This is a genomic window from Mycolicibacterium sp. TUM20985, from assembly GCF_030295745.1.
Lineage (GTDB): Bacteria > Actinomycetota > Actinomycetes > Mycobacteriales > Mycobacteriaceae > Mycobacterium.
In genome coordinates, this window is record NZ_AP027291.1 from 1,218,226 (window position 1) to 1,232,634 (window position 14,409).

Annotated in this window: 13 protein-coding genes; 4 read left to right on the forward strand and 9 right to left on the reverse strand. The window is 67.2% G+C overall.

Going from position 1 to position 14,409, the window contains the following annotated elements; genetic code table 11:
* Positions 1 to 203: 203 nt before the first annotated feature.
* Positions 204 to 1,229, forward strand: a complete 1,026-nt coding sequence (locus tag QUE68_RS05975; RefSeq protein ID WP_286275283.1) for a beta-propeller fold lactonase family protein — start codon at positions 204 to 206, stop codon at positions 1,227 to 1,229.
* A gap of 7 nt (positions 1,230 to 1,236) precedes the next feature.
* On the opposite strand, the gene QUE68_RS05980 is transcribed toward QUE68_RS05975, so the two are convergent.
* Positions 1,237 to 1,926, reverse strand: coding sequence for a response regulator (locus QUE68_RS05980; protein WP_286275284.1), 690 nt, complete (start codon positions 1,924 to 1,926; stop codon positions 1,237 to 1,239).
* Positions 1,923 to 3,482: a sensor histidine kinase gene (locus tag QUE68_RS05985; protein WP_286275285.1), complete on the reverse strand. Its 1,560-nt coding sequence runs from the start codon at positions 3,480 to 3,482 to the stop codon at positions 1,923 to 1,925. Before QUE68_RS05985 ends, QUE68_RS05980 begins: the two co-directional genes overlap by 4 nt.
* 122 nt (positions 3,483 to 3,604) lie before the next feature.
* Here QUE68_RS05985 and QUE68_RS05990 point away from each other — a divergent pair, with 122 nt between their 5' ends.
* On the forward strand, positions 3,605 to 4,972 hold the full coding sequence (locus tag QUE68_RS05990; protein ID WP_286275286.1) for a cation:dicarboxylate symporter family transporter: 1,368 nt from the start codon (positions 3,605 to 3,607) through the stop codon (positions 4,970 to 4,972).
* 66 nt (positions 4,973 to 5,038) lie between these two features.
* On the opposite strand, the gene QUE68_RS05995 is transcribed toward QUE68_RS05990, so the two are convergent.
* Together QUE68_RS05995 and QUE68_RS06000 are read right to left on the reverse strand one after the other, a co-directional pair.
* Positions 5,039 to 5,347, reverse strand: a complete 309-nt coding sequence (locus QUE68_RS05995; RefSeq protein ID WP_284225037.1) for a hypothetical protein — start codon at positions 5,345 to 5,347, stop codon at positions 5,039 to 5,041.
* A gap of 74 nt (positions 5,348 to 5,421) precedes the next feature.
* Positions 5,422 to 5,751: a hypothetical protein gene (locus QUE68_RS06000; protein ID WP_284225038.1), complete on the reverse strand. Its 330-nt coding sequence runs from the start codon at positions 5,749 to 5,751 to the stop codon at positions 5,422 to 5,424.
* Between the two features lie 144 nt (positions 5,752 to 5,895).
* Here QUE68_RS06000 and QUE68_RS06005 point away from each other — a divergent pair, with 144 nt between their 5' ends.
* Positions 5,896 to 7,530 carry a fatty acid--CoA ligase gene (locus QUE68_RS06005; protein ID WP_284225039.1) on the forward strand — a complete coding sequence of 545 codons (1,635 nt, stop codon included), beginning with the start codon at positions 5,896 to 5,898 and terminating at the stop codon, positions 7,528 to 7,530.
* A gap of 5 nt (positions 7,531 to 7,535) precedes the next feature.
* Here QUE68_RS06005 and QUE68_RS06010 read toward each other — a convergent pair whose 3' ends face one another.
* The 3 genes from QUE68_RS06010 to QUE68_RS06020 form a co-directional block, all read right to left on the reverse strand.
* Positions 7,536 to 8,723, reverse strand: a complete 1,188-nt coding sequence (locus QUE68_RS06010) for a lipid-transfer protein (RefSeq protein WP_284225040.1) — start codon at positions 8,721 to 8,723, stop codon at positions 7,536 to 7,538.
* Positions 8,724 to 8,784: 61 nt separating this feature from the next.
* Positions 8,785 to 10,545 carry a serine/threonine-protein kinase gene (locus QUE68_RS06015; protein ID WP_284225042.1) on the reverse strand — a complete coding sequence of 587 codons (1,761 nt, stop codon included), beginning with the start codon at positions 10,543 to 10,545 and terminating at the stop codon, positions 8,785 to 8,787.
* A 106-nt stretch (positions 10,546 to 10,651) separates the two neighbouring features.
* Positions 10,652 to 11,803, reverse strand: coding sequence for a BTAD domain-containing putative transcriptional regulator (locus QUE68_RS06020; protein ID WP_284225043.1), 1,152 nt, complete (start codon positions 11,801 to 11,803; stop codon positions 10,652 to 10,654).
* Positions 11,804 to 11,892: 89 nt separating this feature from the next.
* Here QUE68_RS06020 and QUE68_RS06025 point away from each other — a divergent pair, with 89 nt between their 5' ends.
* Entirely contained in the window at positions 11,893 to 12,948 is a 1,056-nt protein-coding gene (locus QUE68_RS06025) for an NAD(P)H-dependent amine dehydrogenase family protein (RefSeq protein ID WP_284225044.1), read from the forward strand.
* 91 nt (positions 12,949 to 13,039) lie between these two features.
* On the opposite strand, the gene QUE68_RS06030 is transcribed toward QUE68_RS06025, so the two are convergent.
* Both QUE68_RS06030 and QUE68_RS06035 read right to left on the reverse strand, forming a co-directional pair.
* Positions 13,040 to 13,198: a hypothetical protein gene (locus QUE68_RS06030; protein WP_284225045.1), complete on the reverse strand. Its 159-nt coding sequence runs from the start codon at positions 13,196 to 13,198 to the stop codon at positions 13,040 to 13,042.
* Between the two features lie 125 nt (positions 13,199 to 13,323).
* Positions 13,324 to 14,367 (reverse strand): zinc-binding dehydrogenase, encoded by a 1,044-nt coding sequence (locus QUE68_RS06035; RefSeq protein WP_286275288.1) that lies wholly within the window; start codon positions 14,365 to 14,367, stop codon positions 13,324 to 13,326.
* Between the last annotated feature and the right edge of the window lie 42 nt (positions 14,368 to 14,409).

Here is a 14,409-nt window from a genome sequence, read left to right on the forward strand (position 1 = left end):
CTCTCCGAAGATAACAATGCGATAACGCCAGGTTTCCTAAGCATGTCCTGAGAGGTTGATCAGAGCCCCGTCCAACCCCGGCCCGAGGCACCGGGATAGGCGAATTTTCGTCGCTAGACTTCTGCATGACCGCGCTCCCACCGCGAGCGTCGACCAGATCGAACGATTGCCGGACCACGTGATGCCGGCGGAGGTGCCAAGAAATGGCTCAAGTACATGCGCGCTCGAACAGCGTCACCGTAGGAAACCCGGACGTCGCCCTGCTGAAGTCCGAGACCGTCGGACGGGGTCCGATCTCCGCCATCGCCGTCGACAACGGCACCGTCGTGGTGTCCAACTTCAGCGACGACTCGATCGCCGTCCTCGACGCCGACACCCTGGCGGTCCACGGCGGAGTGTTCGCCGGCCGACCCACCACCCTCGCGGTATCCGACGATCGCGCGTTCGTCGCGGTGTCCTCGGCGAGCTACGACGCCATCGCGGTGATCGATACCGTCAGCGGTGACGTGCTCAAGGAATACCCGCTCTCCTACGACGTCACGGCCGTCACCGCCAGCGCCGACGGCAAGCGGATCTACGCGGGCCGCGCCGCCGAGGACGGCGTCGACATCGCCGTCATCGACGTCACCGCCGAACGTGTCGGCACCATCTACCTCGCCAGGGGCGCGGACGCCACCATCGACGCACTGCGCCTCGACGCCACCGGCCGACGCCTCTACGTCGCCGTCTCGGACTCGCGCAGCAGCCGTCTGATGACCGTCGACGTCGAAACCGGGCGCGTGCGAGCCACATTGGAGATCGGCGCCCCCATCCGCGGGGTGGAGCTCGGATTCGACAGCACCGCATACGTGTTGACTTCGGACATCGCCGACGGCGGCGCGCTCTACTTCGTCGACCTGGTCAAGAACCAGATCACCTCGATGCTCACCGTTGCGATGGCGCCCACCCAGTTGGCCCTGAGCGACGACGGCACCCGCGCGTACGTCGTCGACTACGACCACGTCGCCGTGATCGACACCGATTCCCGCACCGTCGTCACCGAGGTGCGGGTGGGTGCCCGGCCGTCGGCGATCGCGCTTCGGGGCGATCGGCTCTACGTGGCCGACTTTGGTGGCGGCGTCACCGCATACGCGGTCGCTTCGCCCGCACCGATGCTGTACTCGCAGTTCATGGGAGCGCCGTCGCTCGTCGCGCCGGCACCTCGCGAACTGACGCCCGCGGGCGTCTGAGGGGCTGCTAGCGCCACTGGTAGCGGGTCTTCGGTCGACCCGCGCCACCGTAGTCGGCGTGCCGGGTGACCGTGCCATCGTCGGCCAGCCGTTCCAGATAGCGCCACGCGGTCACCCGCGAGACGCCGACAGCCTTGGCGACCCCGTCGGCGGTGAGACCGTCGGTGCTGTCCCGGATGGCACGGGCGATGTCGTCGTTGGTCTGCGGTGCCGCCCCCTTTGGCGCCGCCGACTTGTCCCCGCCCACGCGCAACTCGGCCATCGCGCGGTCCACCTCCGCCTGACTGGCCGCGTCGACCCCGGCCGGCAGGGCCGAACGGTAGCGCCGGTACCGCTCGAGTCGGTCGCGAAAGGCCGCAAAGGTGAACGGCTTCAACAGGTATGCGAGCGCACCGCGCGCGACCGCGGCGCGCACCATCTCCAGGTCACGTTCGGAGGTGATCGCGATGATGTCCGGCGCCGGTCGCAGCCCGGTCAGGGCCGAGGCGAGACTGATCCCGCTGGCGTCCGGCAGCCCGAGGTCGAGCAGCACGAGGTCGATCGGCGTGTTCGTACCGGCGGCCTGCGCCGCGGTCTGCATGGCGTCGCGCGCCGTATGCACCACCGCCACCGCCGAAAAGCCCTCCAGGCGGCTGAGATACGTGCGGTGCGCCTCGGCGATCAGGGGGTCGTCCTCGACGATCAGCACGGAGATCACCGGGCCATCCCCGGAATCGTCACCGTGACGACGGATCCGTACGTCACGTCGGCGGTCAACGTTCCGCCGTGTCGTCGCACCACCTGCGCGACCAGCGCCAGGCCGAGGCCGTGCTGCTCGGGTTCACTACCGGTCTTGGTCGAGTACCCACGCTGCATGGCGCGCTCGAAGGCGCCGTCGTGCATCCCAGGACCGCTGTCGGCGACGCGCATCGTCAACTCCGCTTCCTGCAGTGTCACCGTCACCTCCACCCAGGGCTCCTGGCGATCGCACGCATCCATCGCGTTGTCGATGAGATTGCCAAGCACCGTTACCATCTCCTGCGCCGAGAGTGGCACGTCATCGGCGTCCGACGGCAGGTAGGTGTCCTCGGTGACCGTCAGGGCGATGCCACGTTCGTCGGCCTGCGCCGTCTTGCCCAGCAGGAGTGCGACCAGTGCGGGTTCACCGACGTCGTGCGACAACCTGTCCACCAGGCGCTGCGAGAGTTCCAGTTCGTCGGTTGCGAACCGGACCGCGTCATCGGGTCTGCCCATCTCCACCATGGTGATCACCGTGTGCAGTTTGTTGGCCGCCTCGTGGGCCTGCGCGCGCAGCGAATTGGTCAGGATCTGCAGCGAGCTCAATTCGCCCAGGGCGCCTTGCAATTCGGTGCGGTCCCGAACGGTCACCACCTCCGAGTGGGCGGAGTCCGCGACGGGGGAACGGTTCACCACCAGTACGCGGTCGTCGGTGACGTGCACCTCGTCCCGCGCACCGGGGGCATAGGCGCGCAGGAACGGCGGCAGATCCGCCTGCGTCACCGGACCCGGTGACAGTCCGAGCAGTCGGCGCGCCTCGTCGTTGACCAGCACCACCCGATCGCGGTCGAGCACGACGAGCCCCTCGGACACCGAATGCAGGATGGCGTCGTGGTGTTCGTACATCACCCGAAGCTCGTCGGGGCGTAGGCCATGGGTCTGACGCAGCAGTCGCCGCCGGATCGCCCACACGCCTATCAGCGAAAGAGCGAGGGCGCCAACGCCGATGGAGGCGATCATCGGCCACTGGTCGCGCCAGCGCTGAGCCAGCGTCTGCTGAGTGATGCCCGCCGAGACGAGACCGACCACCCGACCGGAGGCATCGCGCACCGGCACGACCGCCCGGATCGACGGCCCGAGCGTGCCGGTGTACACCTCGGTGAACGTCTCCCCGCGCAGCGCGGGCTCGATGGTGCCGAGATAGTGGCCGCCGATCTGGGTGGGATCGGTGTGGGTGAACCGCGTGCCATCGGGCGACATGATCGTGATGAAGGCGATGTCGGTGTTGGTGCGCACCGCCTCGGTGACCGGCTGCAGCAACGGTGTGGCCCGGCCCGATTCGATCGCCTGCGCCGTTGAGGGGGAGTCCGCCAGGGCCGTCGCGATGCTCACCACCTGCTGGCGTGCCGCGGAGTCCCCGTCGCGACGGGCGTCGAGCAGCGCCAGTGCGCTGCCGACCAGCACGACGACGGCGATCACCGCGATCTGCAGGGCGATCGCCTGGCCGGCCAATGAGCGCGGCCACCACCTACGCATCGGGCCTCCGGATCGGTCGTCACTGAACGTTATGAACTAAAGCGTGACCTGGGTCACCAATGGGAACACCATCCTTGCAGAACACATCCGCCGCACCGCAGCAGAAACAAGGAGCCGCAGCCATGACCGACCAACTGGACACGTCCTCGCCACCCAAGAAGCGCGACCGTACGCACTGGCTGTACATCGCCGTGATCGTCGCGGTCGTCGCCGGCGTGGCGGTCGGTCTGCTGGCTCCCGAGGTCGGCAAGAGCGTCGGGGTCCTCGGCACGATGTTCGTCAGCTTGATCAAGATGATGATCGTCCCGGTCATCTTCTGCACGATCGTGCTCGGCATCGGCAAGGTGCGGGCCGCCGCGACCGTCGGCAAGGTCGGCGGCCTGGCGTTCGTCTACTTCCTCGCGATGTCTACCGTCGCGCTCGCCATCGGTTTGGTGGTCGGCAACCTGCTCAGCCCGGGCACGGGCCTCAACATCGAGTCGACGTCGAGCAAGGGCAGCGCTCTCGCCGAGACCGCGCACGAGGCGGGCGGGCTGATGGACTTCATCCAGGGCATCATCCCCGAGTCGCTGTTCTCGTCGCTGACCGAGGGCAACGTCCTCCAGGCCCTGTTCGTCGCCCTGCTGGTGGGCTTCGCGCTGCAGGGCATGGGCGCTGCGGGTGAGGGCATCCTCCGCGGCGTCGAGGCCGTGCAGAAGCTGGTGTTCAAGGTGCTCGCCATGATTTTGTGGCTGGCCCCGATCGGCGCCTTCGGTGCGATTGCGAACGTCGTCGGTCAAACCGGTTGGAGCGCAGTCACTCAACTGCTGACGCTGATGCTCGGGTTCTACATCACCTGCCTGCTGTTCGTGTTCGGCGTGCTCGGCGTGCTGATGCGGGCAGTTGCCGGGGTGTCGATGTTCCGGCTGGTGCGCTACCTGGCGCGCGAGTACCTGCTGATCTTCGCGACCTCGTCGTCCGAGTCGGCGCTGCCCCGCCTGATCGCCAAGATGGAGCACCTCGGCGTCGAGAAGACGACCGTCGGTGTGGTTGTCCCGACCGGTTACTCGTTCAACCTCGACGGCACCGCCATCTACCTGACCATGGCGTCACTGTTCGTCGCGGATGCCATGGGCAAGCCGCTGGCCATCGGCGAGCAGATCTCGCTGCTGGTGTTCATGATCGTCGCCTCGAAGGGCGCCGCGGGCGTCAGCGGTGCGGGTCTGGCCACGCTGGCGGGCGGCTTGCAGAGCCACCGGCCCGATCTGCTCGACGGTGTCGGCCTGATCGTGGGCATCGACCGGTTCATGTCCGAGGCGCGGGCCGTCACCAACTTCTCGGGCAACGCGGTCGCGACGGTGTTGGTCGGCACGTGGACCAAGACGATCGACCGCGACCGAGTCGAGAGTGTTCTCAGCGGACAGGCCCCGTTCGACGAGGTGACGATGATCGACGATGACGATTCACGCGCCGAAGAACCGCCGCAGGCGAAGGTTCCTACGCCGGCGTAGCACGCACGATGCAAAGGACCCGGTCGGATCGCTCCGGCCGGGTCCTTTCACGTGAGGTGCGAGACGTCAGCGCGTGCAGTCCAAGGAGACCGAGATCGTCTGGCTGGTCACCTGCGGGATGAGGACGCTATCTCCTCTGTTGCCGGGACCGACGAAGGGAACGAGTTGCGACACGCTCTGCGGGTTGCGCACGCTGGTGACCTGGCATTCCGAGACCGGCGCCGTGCCGAGCTTGTCGATGTTCACGGTGTAGCCCTCGGACTGCAGACGGCTGATGGTCTCCTGCGCCGTCTCGGCTCCCGCTGATACCGCGGGCGCCAGCGCGGCTCCGCAGACCCCGATGGCCGCCGCGGCGACCGTCCACCTAGTGCGCATGAGGCGCCTTCCTGTCATGTTGCTGGCAATCATCCACTAGATACATCGCCAGGGGAACACGAATGCTTCCCGGGTCAGGTCGAGCAGTCCAGCGATACCGATATCGACCGGCTGACCACGACTTCGATGATCCGATACTTGCGATCGCCGTTCGCGTCACGCCGACCGTAGTAGTCGCGGACGTTGCGAGTCTGGTTTTGCGGGTTGCGGACGCTGGTGACGACGCAGTCCTCGATGCGGGCACTGCCGACGCGGTCGACGTTGACCGTGTAGCCCTCCGATTGGAGCTGGGCGATGGTCTGCTGGGCCGTTTGGTCCGCGTGCGCTACGGACGGCGCGATGAGCGAAACGCAAGCCGCTGCGGCGCAAGTGGCGAAAGTGGTGAGAATGAGCGATGGACGCACGGCGCCCCCTGTCTTCGAGATGGTGATCCACCCGTGTATCGCCGTTGGTACCGGTTTCGTTGCACACCCGGCCCTAGCCGTCCGAACCGCCAACGTCGGCCTCGGACGCCACTAGCATCGCGGCAAAAGAGAGGACCTCTGAAGATGCAGAGCACCATGCAGGACATCCCGCTCACCGTCACGACGATCATGCGCTACGCCTGCGAGGTGAACGGTGATCGCACCGTCACCACCGCCACGGGCGGGGGCGGCCATCGCCAGATCCGCTACCGGGAACTCGGCGAGCAGGTCGGCCGGCTCGCCAACGCGCTGCGGGCGGTCGGCATCACCGGCGATCAGCGGGTCGGCACGTTCATGTGGAACAACGCCGAGCACCTGGCCGCCTATCTGGCGGTGCCGTCGATGGGTGCGGTACTGCACACGCTGAACATCCGGTTGTCGCCCGAGCAGATCGCCTACATCGCGAACGAGGCCGAGGACCAGGTGATCGTCGCCGACCTCTCCTTGACGGCCCAACTCGCGCCGGTGCTTCCGCTCCTGGAGACCGTGCACACCGTGATCGCGGTCGGCGACGGCGATCTCTCGCCGCTGACCGATTCCGGTTTGACCGTGCTGCGCTACGACGAGGCGCTGGCGGCGCAGTCGCCCCACTTCGACTGGCCGCCGATCGTCGAAACCGACGCAGCGGCAATGTGTTACACCAGCGGAACGACGGGACATCCGAAGGGCGTCGTCTACAGCCACCGCTCGAGCTATCTGCACGCCATGAGCACCTGCAGTGCGAACACACTCGGAATCGGCGCCGAGGACTCCGTGCTGCCGATCGTGCCGATGTTCCACGCCAACGCCTGGGGGCTGCCCTATGCGGCGCTGATGGCTGGTGCGGACCTGGTGCTCACCGACCGGTTCCTCGATGCGAAGTCGCTCATCGGGGTCATCGAGACGCAACGGCCCACCGTGGCCGGCGCGGTACCGACGATCTGGAACGACGTCATGCATTGCCTGGAGACTTCGCCGGGGCATGACATCTCGTCACTACGCCTGGTGTCCTGCGGCGGTTCGGCGGTGCCGTTGTCGCTCATGAAGGCGTTCGACGAGAGGTTCCACGTCCAGATCCGGCAACTGTGGGGAATGACGGAGACGTCGCCGGTGGCGACCATGGCGTGGCCCCCGCCGGGTGTGTCCGAAGAACATCACTGGGCCCTGCGGGCGACCCAGGGCAGGCCGATGTGCGGCGTCGAGGTGCGCATCGTCGACGACGAAGGCTCCCCCATGCCCAACGACGGCAAGGCGGTCGGCGAACTCGAGGTGCGCGGCCCGTGGATCACCGGTTCGTACTATCGCAACCATGACCAGTCCAAGTTCGACAGCGGCTGGTTGCGTACCGGCGACGTGGGTCGCATCGACCCCCTCAGCTACGTCACGTTGACCGACCGGGCCAAGGACGTCATCAAGTCCGGCGGCGAATGGATCTCGTCGGTAGATCTGGAGAACCACCTCATCGCCCACCCCTCGGTGCTCGAGGCCGCGGTGGTTGGCGTGCCCGACGAGCGCTGGCAGGAGCGGCCGCTGGCCGCGGTGGTGCTGCACGACGGCGCCGAAGCCAGTCCGGCAGAACTGCGAGAGTTCTTGGCCGACAAGGTGGTTCGGTGGTGGCTACCCGAACGCTGGACCTTCGTCGACCAGGTGCCACGAACCAGCGTCGGCAAGTACGACAAGAAGACCATTCGCGCCCGGCACGCCGAGGGTGAGTACGAGGTGCACGAACACCGCGAGTAGGGGGCCTATCGCTCGGCGCGCTGGTAGGCCGTGACGACCGCGGCGCCGCCGAGGCCGATGTTGTGCTGCAGGGCGGCGGTGACACCGTCGACCTGCCGCTTGTCGGCCGTTCCCCGCAGCTGCCAGGTGAGCTCGGCGCACTGCGCCAGCCCGGTGGCGCCCAGCGGATGACCCTTCGAGATCAAACCGCCGGACGGGTTGACTACCCACCGGCCGCCGTAGGTGGTGTCGCCGTCGTCGATCAGCTTCGGCGCCTCACCGGGAGCACACAGGCCCAGCGCCTCGTACAGCAGAAGCTCGTTGGCGGAGAAGCAATCGTGCAGTTCGATCACCTGGAAGTCTTGTGGGCCGAGGCCGGACTGGTCGTAAACCTGTTGCGCGGCTTGAATGTTCATGTCATGGCCGATGATGTTTGCCGCGCTGCCGTCGAAGGTGCTGGCGAAGTCGGTGGTCATCGCCTGGCCGACGATCTCGACGGCCTGGCCGGCGAGCCCGCGCTGATCGACGAACTCCTCGCTCACCACGACCGCCGCGCCCGAACCGTCGGAGGTGGGGGAGCACTGCAGCTTGGTCAGCGGGTCGGAGATCATCTTGGCGCCGAGGACGTCGTCGAGGCTGTACTCCTCCTGGAACTGTGCGTACGGGTTGTTCACCGAGTGCTTGTGGTTCTTGTAGCCGATCTTCGCGAAGTGCTCGGCGGTGCTTCCGTACTTCTTCATGTGCTCGCGACCTGCTGCGCCGAACATCCAGGGCGCCACCGGGAAGGCGAAGTCGTCGATCTCGGCGAGCGCCTTGACGTGCTTGCCCAGTGGGGACTCGCGGTCCTGGGCGCCGCCGCCGAGCGAGCCGGGCTGCATCTTCTCGAACCCGAGGGCGAGCACGCAGTCGGCCAGCCCGCCGCGGATCGACTGTGCCGCAAGGTACAACGCCGTGGAACCGGTCGAACAGTTGTTGTTGACGTTGACGATCGGGATGCCCGTCATGCCGAGTTCGTAGAGCGCCCGCTGTCCGGACGTCGAATCGCCCGAGCAGTACCCCACGTAGCCCTGCTGGATGACGTCATACGAGATGCCCGCATCCTCGAGGGCCTTGGTGCCCGACTCCTTGGCCATCTGCGGGTAGTCCCAGCCCTCACGCGAGCCCGGCTTCTCGAACTTCGTCATCCCGACCCCGACGACGAACACCTTGTTCATGTTCCGGACCATGGCCCATCCCTTCGCTACGCTGCGTGTCCTGGCAACATAACAGCGGCGCTCAGCTGTAGTTCAGCCACCAGTTGTGCAGCGCCTCCATGTCGGAGCTCTGGATGTCGGCGAGCAGCAGGTCGTCGTCCTGGGTCCACACGATGTCGGCGTTGCCCTGATACGTGCCGCACGCGATCGTGCCCGCCACCGTGTCGGGCGTGGCCTGGTAGTGCCACGTGATCGGCGAATCGGCATCGGCTCCCGGGCAGCGCAACAGCTCTTCGTTCTCCTGGGTCGAGGAGTCGAACTGCTGGGCCAGGGCGTCCCGGTTCGCAAAGAGCGAGTAGCGCGCGGCGGCCGGCCCACCCGGCTGCGTGGACTGGCGGCAGTCGACGGTCGCCAGTGCACCCGGCGCGGGCGGCACCGCCTTCTCGCACACGCTGGTCGGATATCCCGTAGGAATCAGCGCCATGAGCTGAGCGTCGAAGCCGCTGGGGTCAGCGGCGTCCGTCGTGCGCGGCGTGGTGGTGCGGGTGGTCGACGGCCGCTCCCGCGCCGTGGTGGTCTTCTTCGACGTCGTTACCGTCGGTCCGTCGGCGCTGTCGGACCGCGTCAACAGGAACGTGCCGACGGCGCCGAGTAGCAAGACCAGCACGCCTGCCACTACGACGATGGGCACCCACGGAGTCTTCTTGCCGCCCGGCGGGTTTGGGCTACCCGGGTTCCACGGCGGCGGGCCACCCGGGGGCGGAGGCGGCGGTCCACCGGTGAAGCCGTACTGCTGCGGTGGTGGAGGCATAGTCGCATACGGGGGCGGGGTCACCGGGTATGGCGGCGGGGTCGCCCCCGGTGGTGGTGTGGCGCCGAAGGGTGGCGGATACGGCGGGGGAGCGGGCGGCGGCGGGGCCGCCATCGTCGCGCCCTGCCCGAGCGGCGCGCCCTCCTGTGTCGTCGCGGCCTCGCTGCGCTGCAAGATCGTTGCGGCCTGATCTTGATCACGCGGCGTGAGCGCGGCGGTGGCCGCCGTGGCCAGATCCCCAGCAGTGGCGAAGCGCTCCTCGGGCTTCTTGGCCATGCCACGCGCGATCACGTCGTCGAACGCCGTGGGAATGCCTGGCCTCGCGACGCTCGGACGTGGAATGGGTTGCATCAGGTGCGCGGTGATCACGACGCTGACGCTGTCACCGCCGTACGGTTGCGAGCCGGCAAGGCATTCGTACAACACGCAGGCCAACGCGTAGATGTCGGCGCGGTAGGTGACCTCACCGCCCGAGAAGCGCTCCGGAGCCATGTAGGCGTAGGTGCCGACCGCGGTCCCCAGCTCGGTGAGCTTCTCGTCGGTGGAGGCGTTGGCGATCCCGAAGTCCACCAGGTAGGCGAAGTCTTCGCGGGTGATGAGGATGTTCTCGGGCTTGACGTCGCGGTGCATGATGCCGCTCTCGTGGGCGGCGTCGATGGCCGATGCCACCTGCCGCACGATCGCCACGGCCCGCGCGGGTGTCAGCGGGCCGAAGTTCTTCAGCAGCTTGCGCAGATCGGAACCGTTGATCATCCGCATGTCGACGTACAGCACGCCGTCGATCTCGCCGTAGTCGTGAATCGGCACCACGTGGGGTTCCTGCAGGCGACCAGCCGAATGCGCTTCGCGCTGAAGGCGTTTGCGGAACACCGAGTCGTGGGAGACACCTTCCGGAAGAAGCTTGAGGGCGACGACGCGGTCCTTGACGGTGTCCTCTGCCTCGTAGACCTCGCCCATGCCGCCCTTGCCGATCAGCCGCAGGAGGCGGTAGTGGCCAAACATCGTGCCTTCGCGCGACTGCGGCTCGGTCATCTGACGTCTCCTTGCCCCGCACCACGGCACGTGAGCCGGTGCCAGCAGTCACCTTAATGCGTGGTCGGGGTGCCTACAGCGGAACCATCCTGGAAAAGAGCAGGGGTCAGTGGGGCGCAGCCTGGTGAACCTCGAGGACGAACTCGTGGTCGCAGATCCGGATGCGGTCTCCCGGGCTGAGCGTCGCGGTGCCCCGGATTCGCCGGTTGCCGACGAACACGCCGTTCGCCGAATGCAAGTCGGTGATTACGTAGGTGCTTCCCGTGTCGATGATCACCGCGTGGTGCCTGCTGACATTGGCGTTTTCGAGAACGATGTCGTTGTCCGGCAGCCGCCCGATCCTCGTCGCCGCCGCATGCAGCGGATGGCGGCCGTGCTCACCCGATATTGGACCCGTCGTCGCATGGAGGTACGCCATCGCGACCTGGGTGCCAACAGCGGTCCTGGCGTCGATGCCTGCGATCGTGTGCACCGCGGTGGTCTGGGCGATCTTCCTGGGGTTCAACGGTTCCTGGCGCAGGATCCGCTCGTGCAGTGCGCGGACGGACGGCCCCGGATCGATGCCGAGGTCGTCGGCCAGCGTGGATTTCAGTCGCTGATGGGCTTCCAGTGCGTCGGATTGGCGTTCGGAGACGTAGTAAGCCGTGATCAGTTGCGTCCACAGGGGCTCGCGATAGGGGTATTCGCCGACCAGTGCCTCCAGTTGCCCGATGACCGCATGTCCGCGGTTGCAGGCGATCTCGGCCTCCGCGTGGGCGGTGTGTGCGACGACCTTGTCCTCGACCAGGGCCGTCGCGAACGGCGAGACGAATTCGAAGTCGCGAAGGTCGTCGAGGACCGGACCGCGCCACTGGGCCAGTGCGTCGGACAGGTGCCTACTTGCTTGCTCGAACTGACCCGCGGCGGCGGCCTGTACCCCGGCGGCCTTGTGGGAGACGAAGCGGCCGATGTCGCAGTCCTCGTCCGCGATCGCCAGCCGGTAGCCCGGCGGCGCACTGGCCAGTACGGTCTTCGAGTCGAGTCCGACGCTCGCGAGGAGCCGACGCAGATTCGAGATGTAGGAATGCAGGCCCGCCTTCGGTTCGGGTGGGGGAAACTGTTCCCACGCTGCGTTGACCAGCGACTCGCTGCTGACTGGACGGTTGCGGCTCATCACCAGCATCGCCAGCACCGCGCGCTGTTTCGGCGTACCGAGAGGCAGGGGTACGCCGTTCACGGCCAGCTCTAACGGGCCGAGGATGCCGAAGTCGAGAACCATCACCGGTAATTGTGCAATCTCGACTCGCCGCGTGGTGTAGATCTTTGATTGGAACGTGTTCTAGTTTCTCCCGCTGAGAGGGCTGATGCATGGCGTTGCGAGTAGTGCAATGGGCGACCGGCGGGGTCGGCATCGCCGCGATCAAGGGAGTGCTCGAACACCCCGATCTCGAGTTGGTCGGCTGCTGGGTGCATTCCGAGGCCAAGAACGGCAAGGACGTCGGCGAGATCATCGGCGGGGAGCCGATCGGTGTACTCGCCACCAACGACGTCGACGCGATCCTCGGCCTCGACGCGGACGCCGTCGTCTACTCACCGTTGATGCCCAATCCGGACGAGGTCGCCGCCCTGTTGCGGTCCGGCAAGAACGTCGTGTCCCCCGTCGGCTGGTTCTATCCCGGCGAACGGGAGGCGGCCCCGCTGCGTGCCGCGGCGGTCGAGGGCGGCGTGACGCTGCACGGGACGGGTATCGCCCCCGGCGGCATCAGTGAGAAGTTCCCGCTGCTGTTCTCCATCATGTCGACCGGGGTGACCTTCGTTCGCGCCGAGGAATTCTCGGACCTCCGCACCTACGACGCGCCAGACGTACTCCGCTACGTGATGGGTTTCGGCGACACACCGGAGAGGGCCCTGACCGGCCCCATGCAGAAACTGCTCGATGGCGGCTTCATGCAGTCGGTGCGGATGTGCGTCGACGAGATGGGCTTCGCCGCCGACCCGAAGATCCGCGCCACCCAGGAGATCGCGGTGGCGACCGCACCCATCGATTCGCCGATGGGCGCGATCGCACCGGGGCAGGTGGCTGCCCGGAAGTTCCACTGGGAGGCCATCGTCGGCGAGGAGGTCGTCGTCCGCGTCACCGTCAACTGGTTCATGGGACAGGAAAACCTTGATCCGGCTTGGACTTTCGGCCCTGCGGGTGAGCGCTACGAGATGGAGGTGAAGGGTAATCCCGACTTCACCGTCACCGTCAAGGGCTTCCAGCCCGACAGCGTCGAAGAGGGACTGGAGAGCAACAACGGCATCGTTGCGACTGCTGCACACTGCGTGAACTCGATCCCGGCGGTGTGTGCGGCCGCCCCCGGTATCGCGACCTACCTCGACCTGCCGCTGATCAGTGGCAAGGCGGCGCCGCACCTCCGCTGATCGAGGGTGACGGGTCCTGGGACCGGCCGGCGGTGCAACGCAACGGGGGCCGCCCACGCGTGGTTCACGTGGGCGGCCCGAGGCAGGTGGGTCAGCAGTAGTAATAGTCCGTGGTTCCGTCGTATGCCAGGTCCCAGCACACGTCGGCGTTGGCGGTTCCGGCGACTCCGACTGCGGCGGCGCCCAAACCGGCGGCCACGACGGCTGCGCTGGCGGCGGTGACGACGAGGGTGTGGATGCGGTTCATCATGTGGATCACTCCTGGGTGGTGGTTGCGGTGACACCCATAGAGTCGCGCCTGGTTCTTGGTGCATTCTTGGCGCATTCTTGGCGCACGAAGAGAGCGGAGCGCGAGACGCCCGTCGGCAAGATCCGCTACGGCTGGACCAGGATCCTGATCGGATCACCCTCGGCGGTCTCGAGCATCTCGATGCCCCTGGCGACGTCCTCGAGCGGCACGATGTCGCTGATCGAACGCGACAGGTCGAGGCGACCTCGCGACACGAGGGTGGCCAGCGTCCCGATGTCGGCGTTCTGGTAGCCGAGGTGGCCGAGGACCTGACGCTTGAAGAGGTTGAAGATGGAGGTCGGTCCGATGGTGGGGGCGTCGGCGCTCATCCCGATGCCGACCAGCCGACCGCCGACCGTCAGGCTGTTCAGGGCCTGTTCGAACGTGGACTTCAGGCCGACCGCGTCGAACGCGACGTCGAGGTTGCGCCCGCCGGTGGCGTCGGCGATCTTGGCGGCGAGGTCGGCGTCGCGCGCGTCGAAGGCGTAGTCGGCGCCCACGGCCAGCGCCCGGTCCAGGATGGCGGGCTTGACGTCGACGGCGATGATCGGGGCGGCCCCGACTAGGCGGGCCAGCTGCACCACGTGGGTGCCGAGGCCGCCGACGCCCCACACCCCGACGGACTCGCCGATGCCGACGTCGGCCGTGCGCACCACCGCGCCGAAGGGCGTCGACACCGCGTCGGCGAGGATGGCCGCCTGCTCCAACGGCACGTTGTCCGGAATCCTGGTCAGCCCGAACGCCTGTGCCACGGTGTATTCGGCCCAGGCACCGTCATAGGCGAAGGCCATCAGGCGGATGTGCAGACAGTTCGACACGTCACCGCGCCGGCAGTTCGCGCACTCCAGACACGGCCGACCGGCGGCCACCACCACCCGGTCACCCTCCGCCCAGCCCGTCACGCCGGGCCCCAGCTTGGCGATGGTGCCCGACGCCTCGTGGCCCTGCGTCACCACCGGAAGCTGAGAGGGGAAGGTGCCGTTGATCAGGCTCAGGTCCGAGTGGCAGATACCGCAGAACGCGACCTTGACCAGGACCTCGCCCTGACCGAGCTCGGGGATCGGAACATCCTCGACCGCAATCGTCCTGGAGTCGGCGTGGAAGCGCTGCGCCCTCATCGTCTCGGCCATCGAAAGTCCTTCCTCGCGTGTCGCGGTACCGAGGGGTACCAT

Excerpts from the sequence above, each read along its gene's own strand:
- QUE68_RS06015 (WP_284225042.1), bottom strand. The coding sequence starts at position 10,545 with ATGACCGAGCCGCAGTCGCGCGAAGGCACGATGTTTGGCCACTACCGC.
- QUE68_RS06020 (WP_284225043.1), bottom strand. The coding sequence starts at position 11,803 with ATGGTTCTCGACTTCGGCATCCTCGGCCCGTTAGAGCTGGCCGTGAAC.
- QUE68_RS05995 (WP_284225037.1), bottom strand. The coding sequence starts at position 5,347 with ATGCGCACTAGGTGGACGGTCGCCGCGGCGGCCATCGGGGTCTGCGGA.
- QUE68_RS05975 (WP_286275283.1), top strand. The coding sequence starts at position 204 with ATGGCTCAAGTACATGCGCGCTCGAACAGCGTCACCGTAGGAAACCCG.
- QUE68_RS06035 (WP_286275288.1), bottom strand. The coding sequence starts at position 14,367 with ATGGCCGAGACGATGAGGGCGCAGCGCTTCCACGCCGACTCCAGGACG.
- QUE68_RS06005 (WP_284225039.1), top strand. The coding sequence starts at position 5,896 with ATGCAGAGCACCATGCAGGACATCCCGCTCACCGTCACGACGATCATG.
- QUE68_RS05985 (WP_286275285.1), bottom strand. The coding sequence starts at position 3,482 with ATGCGTAGGTGGTGGCCGCGCTCATTGGCCGGCCAGGCGATCGCCCTG.
- QUE68_RS06030 (WP_284225045.1), bottom strand. The coding sequence starts at position 13,198 with ATGATGAACCGCATCCACACCCTCGTCGTCACCGCCGCCAGCGCAGCC.
- QUE68_RS06025 (WP_284225044.1), top strand. The coding sequence starts at position 11,893 with ATGGCGTTGCGAGTAGTGCAATGGGCGACCGGCGGGGTCGGCATCGCC.
- QUE68_RS05990 (WP_286275286.1), top strand. The coding sequence starts at position 3,605 with ATGACCGACCAACTGGACACGTCCTCGCCACCCAAGAAGCGCGACCGT.
- QUE68_RS06010 (WP_284225040.1), bottom strand. The coding sequence starts at position 8,723 with ATGAACAAGGTGTTCGTCGTCGGGGTCGGGATGACGAAGTTCGAGAAG.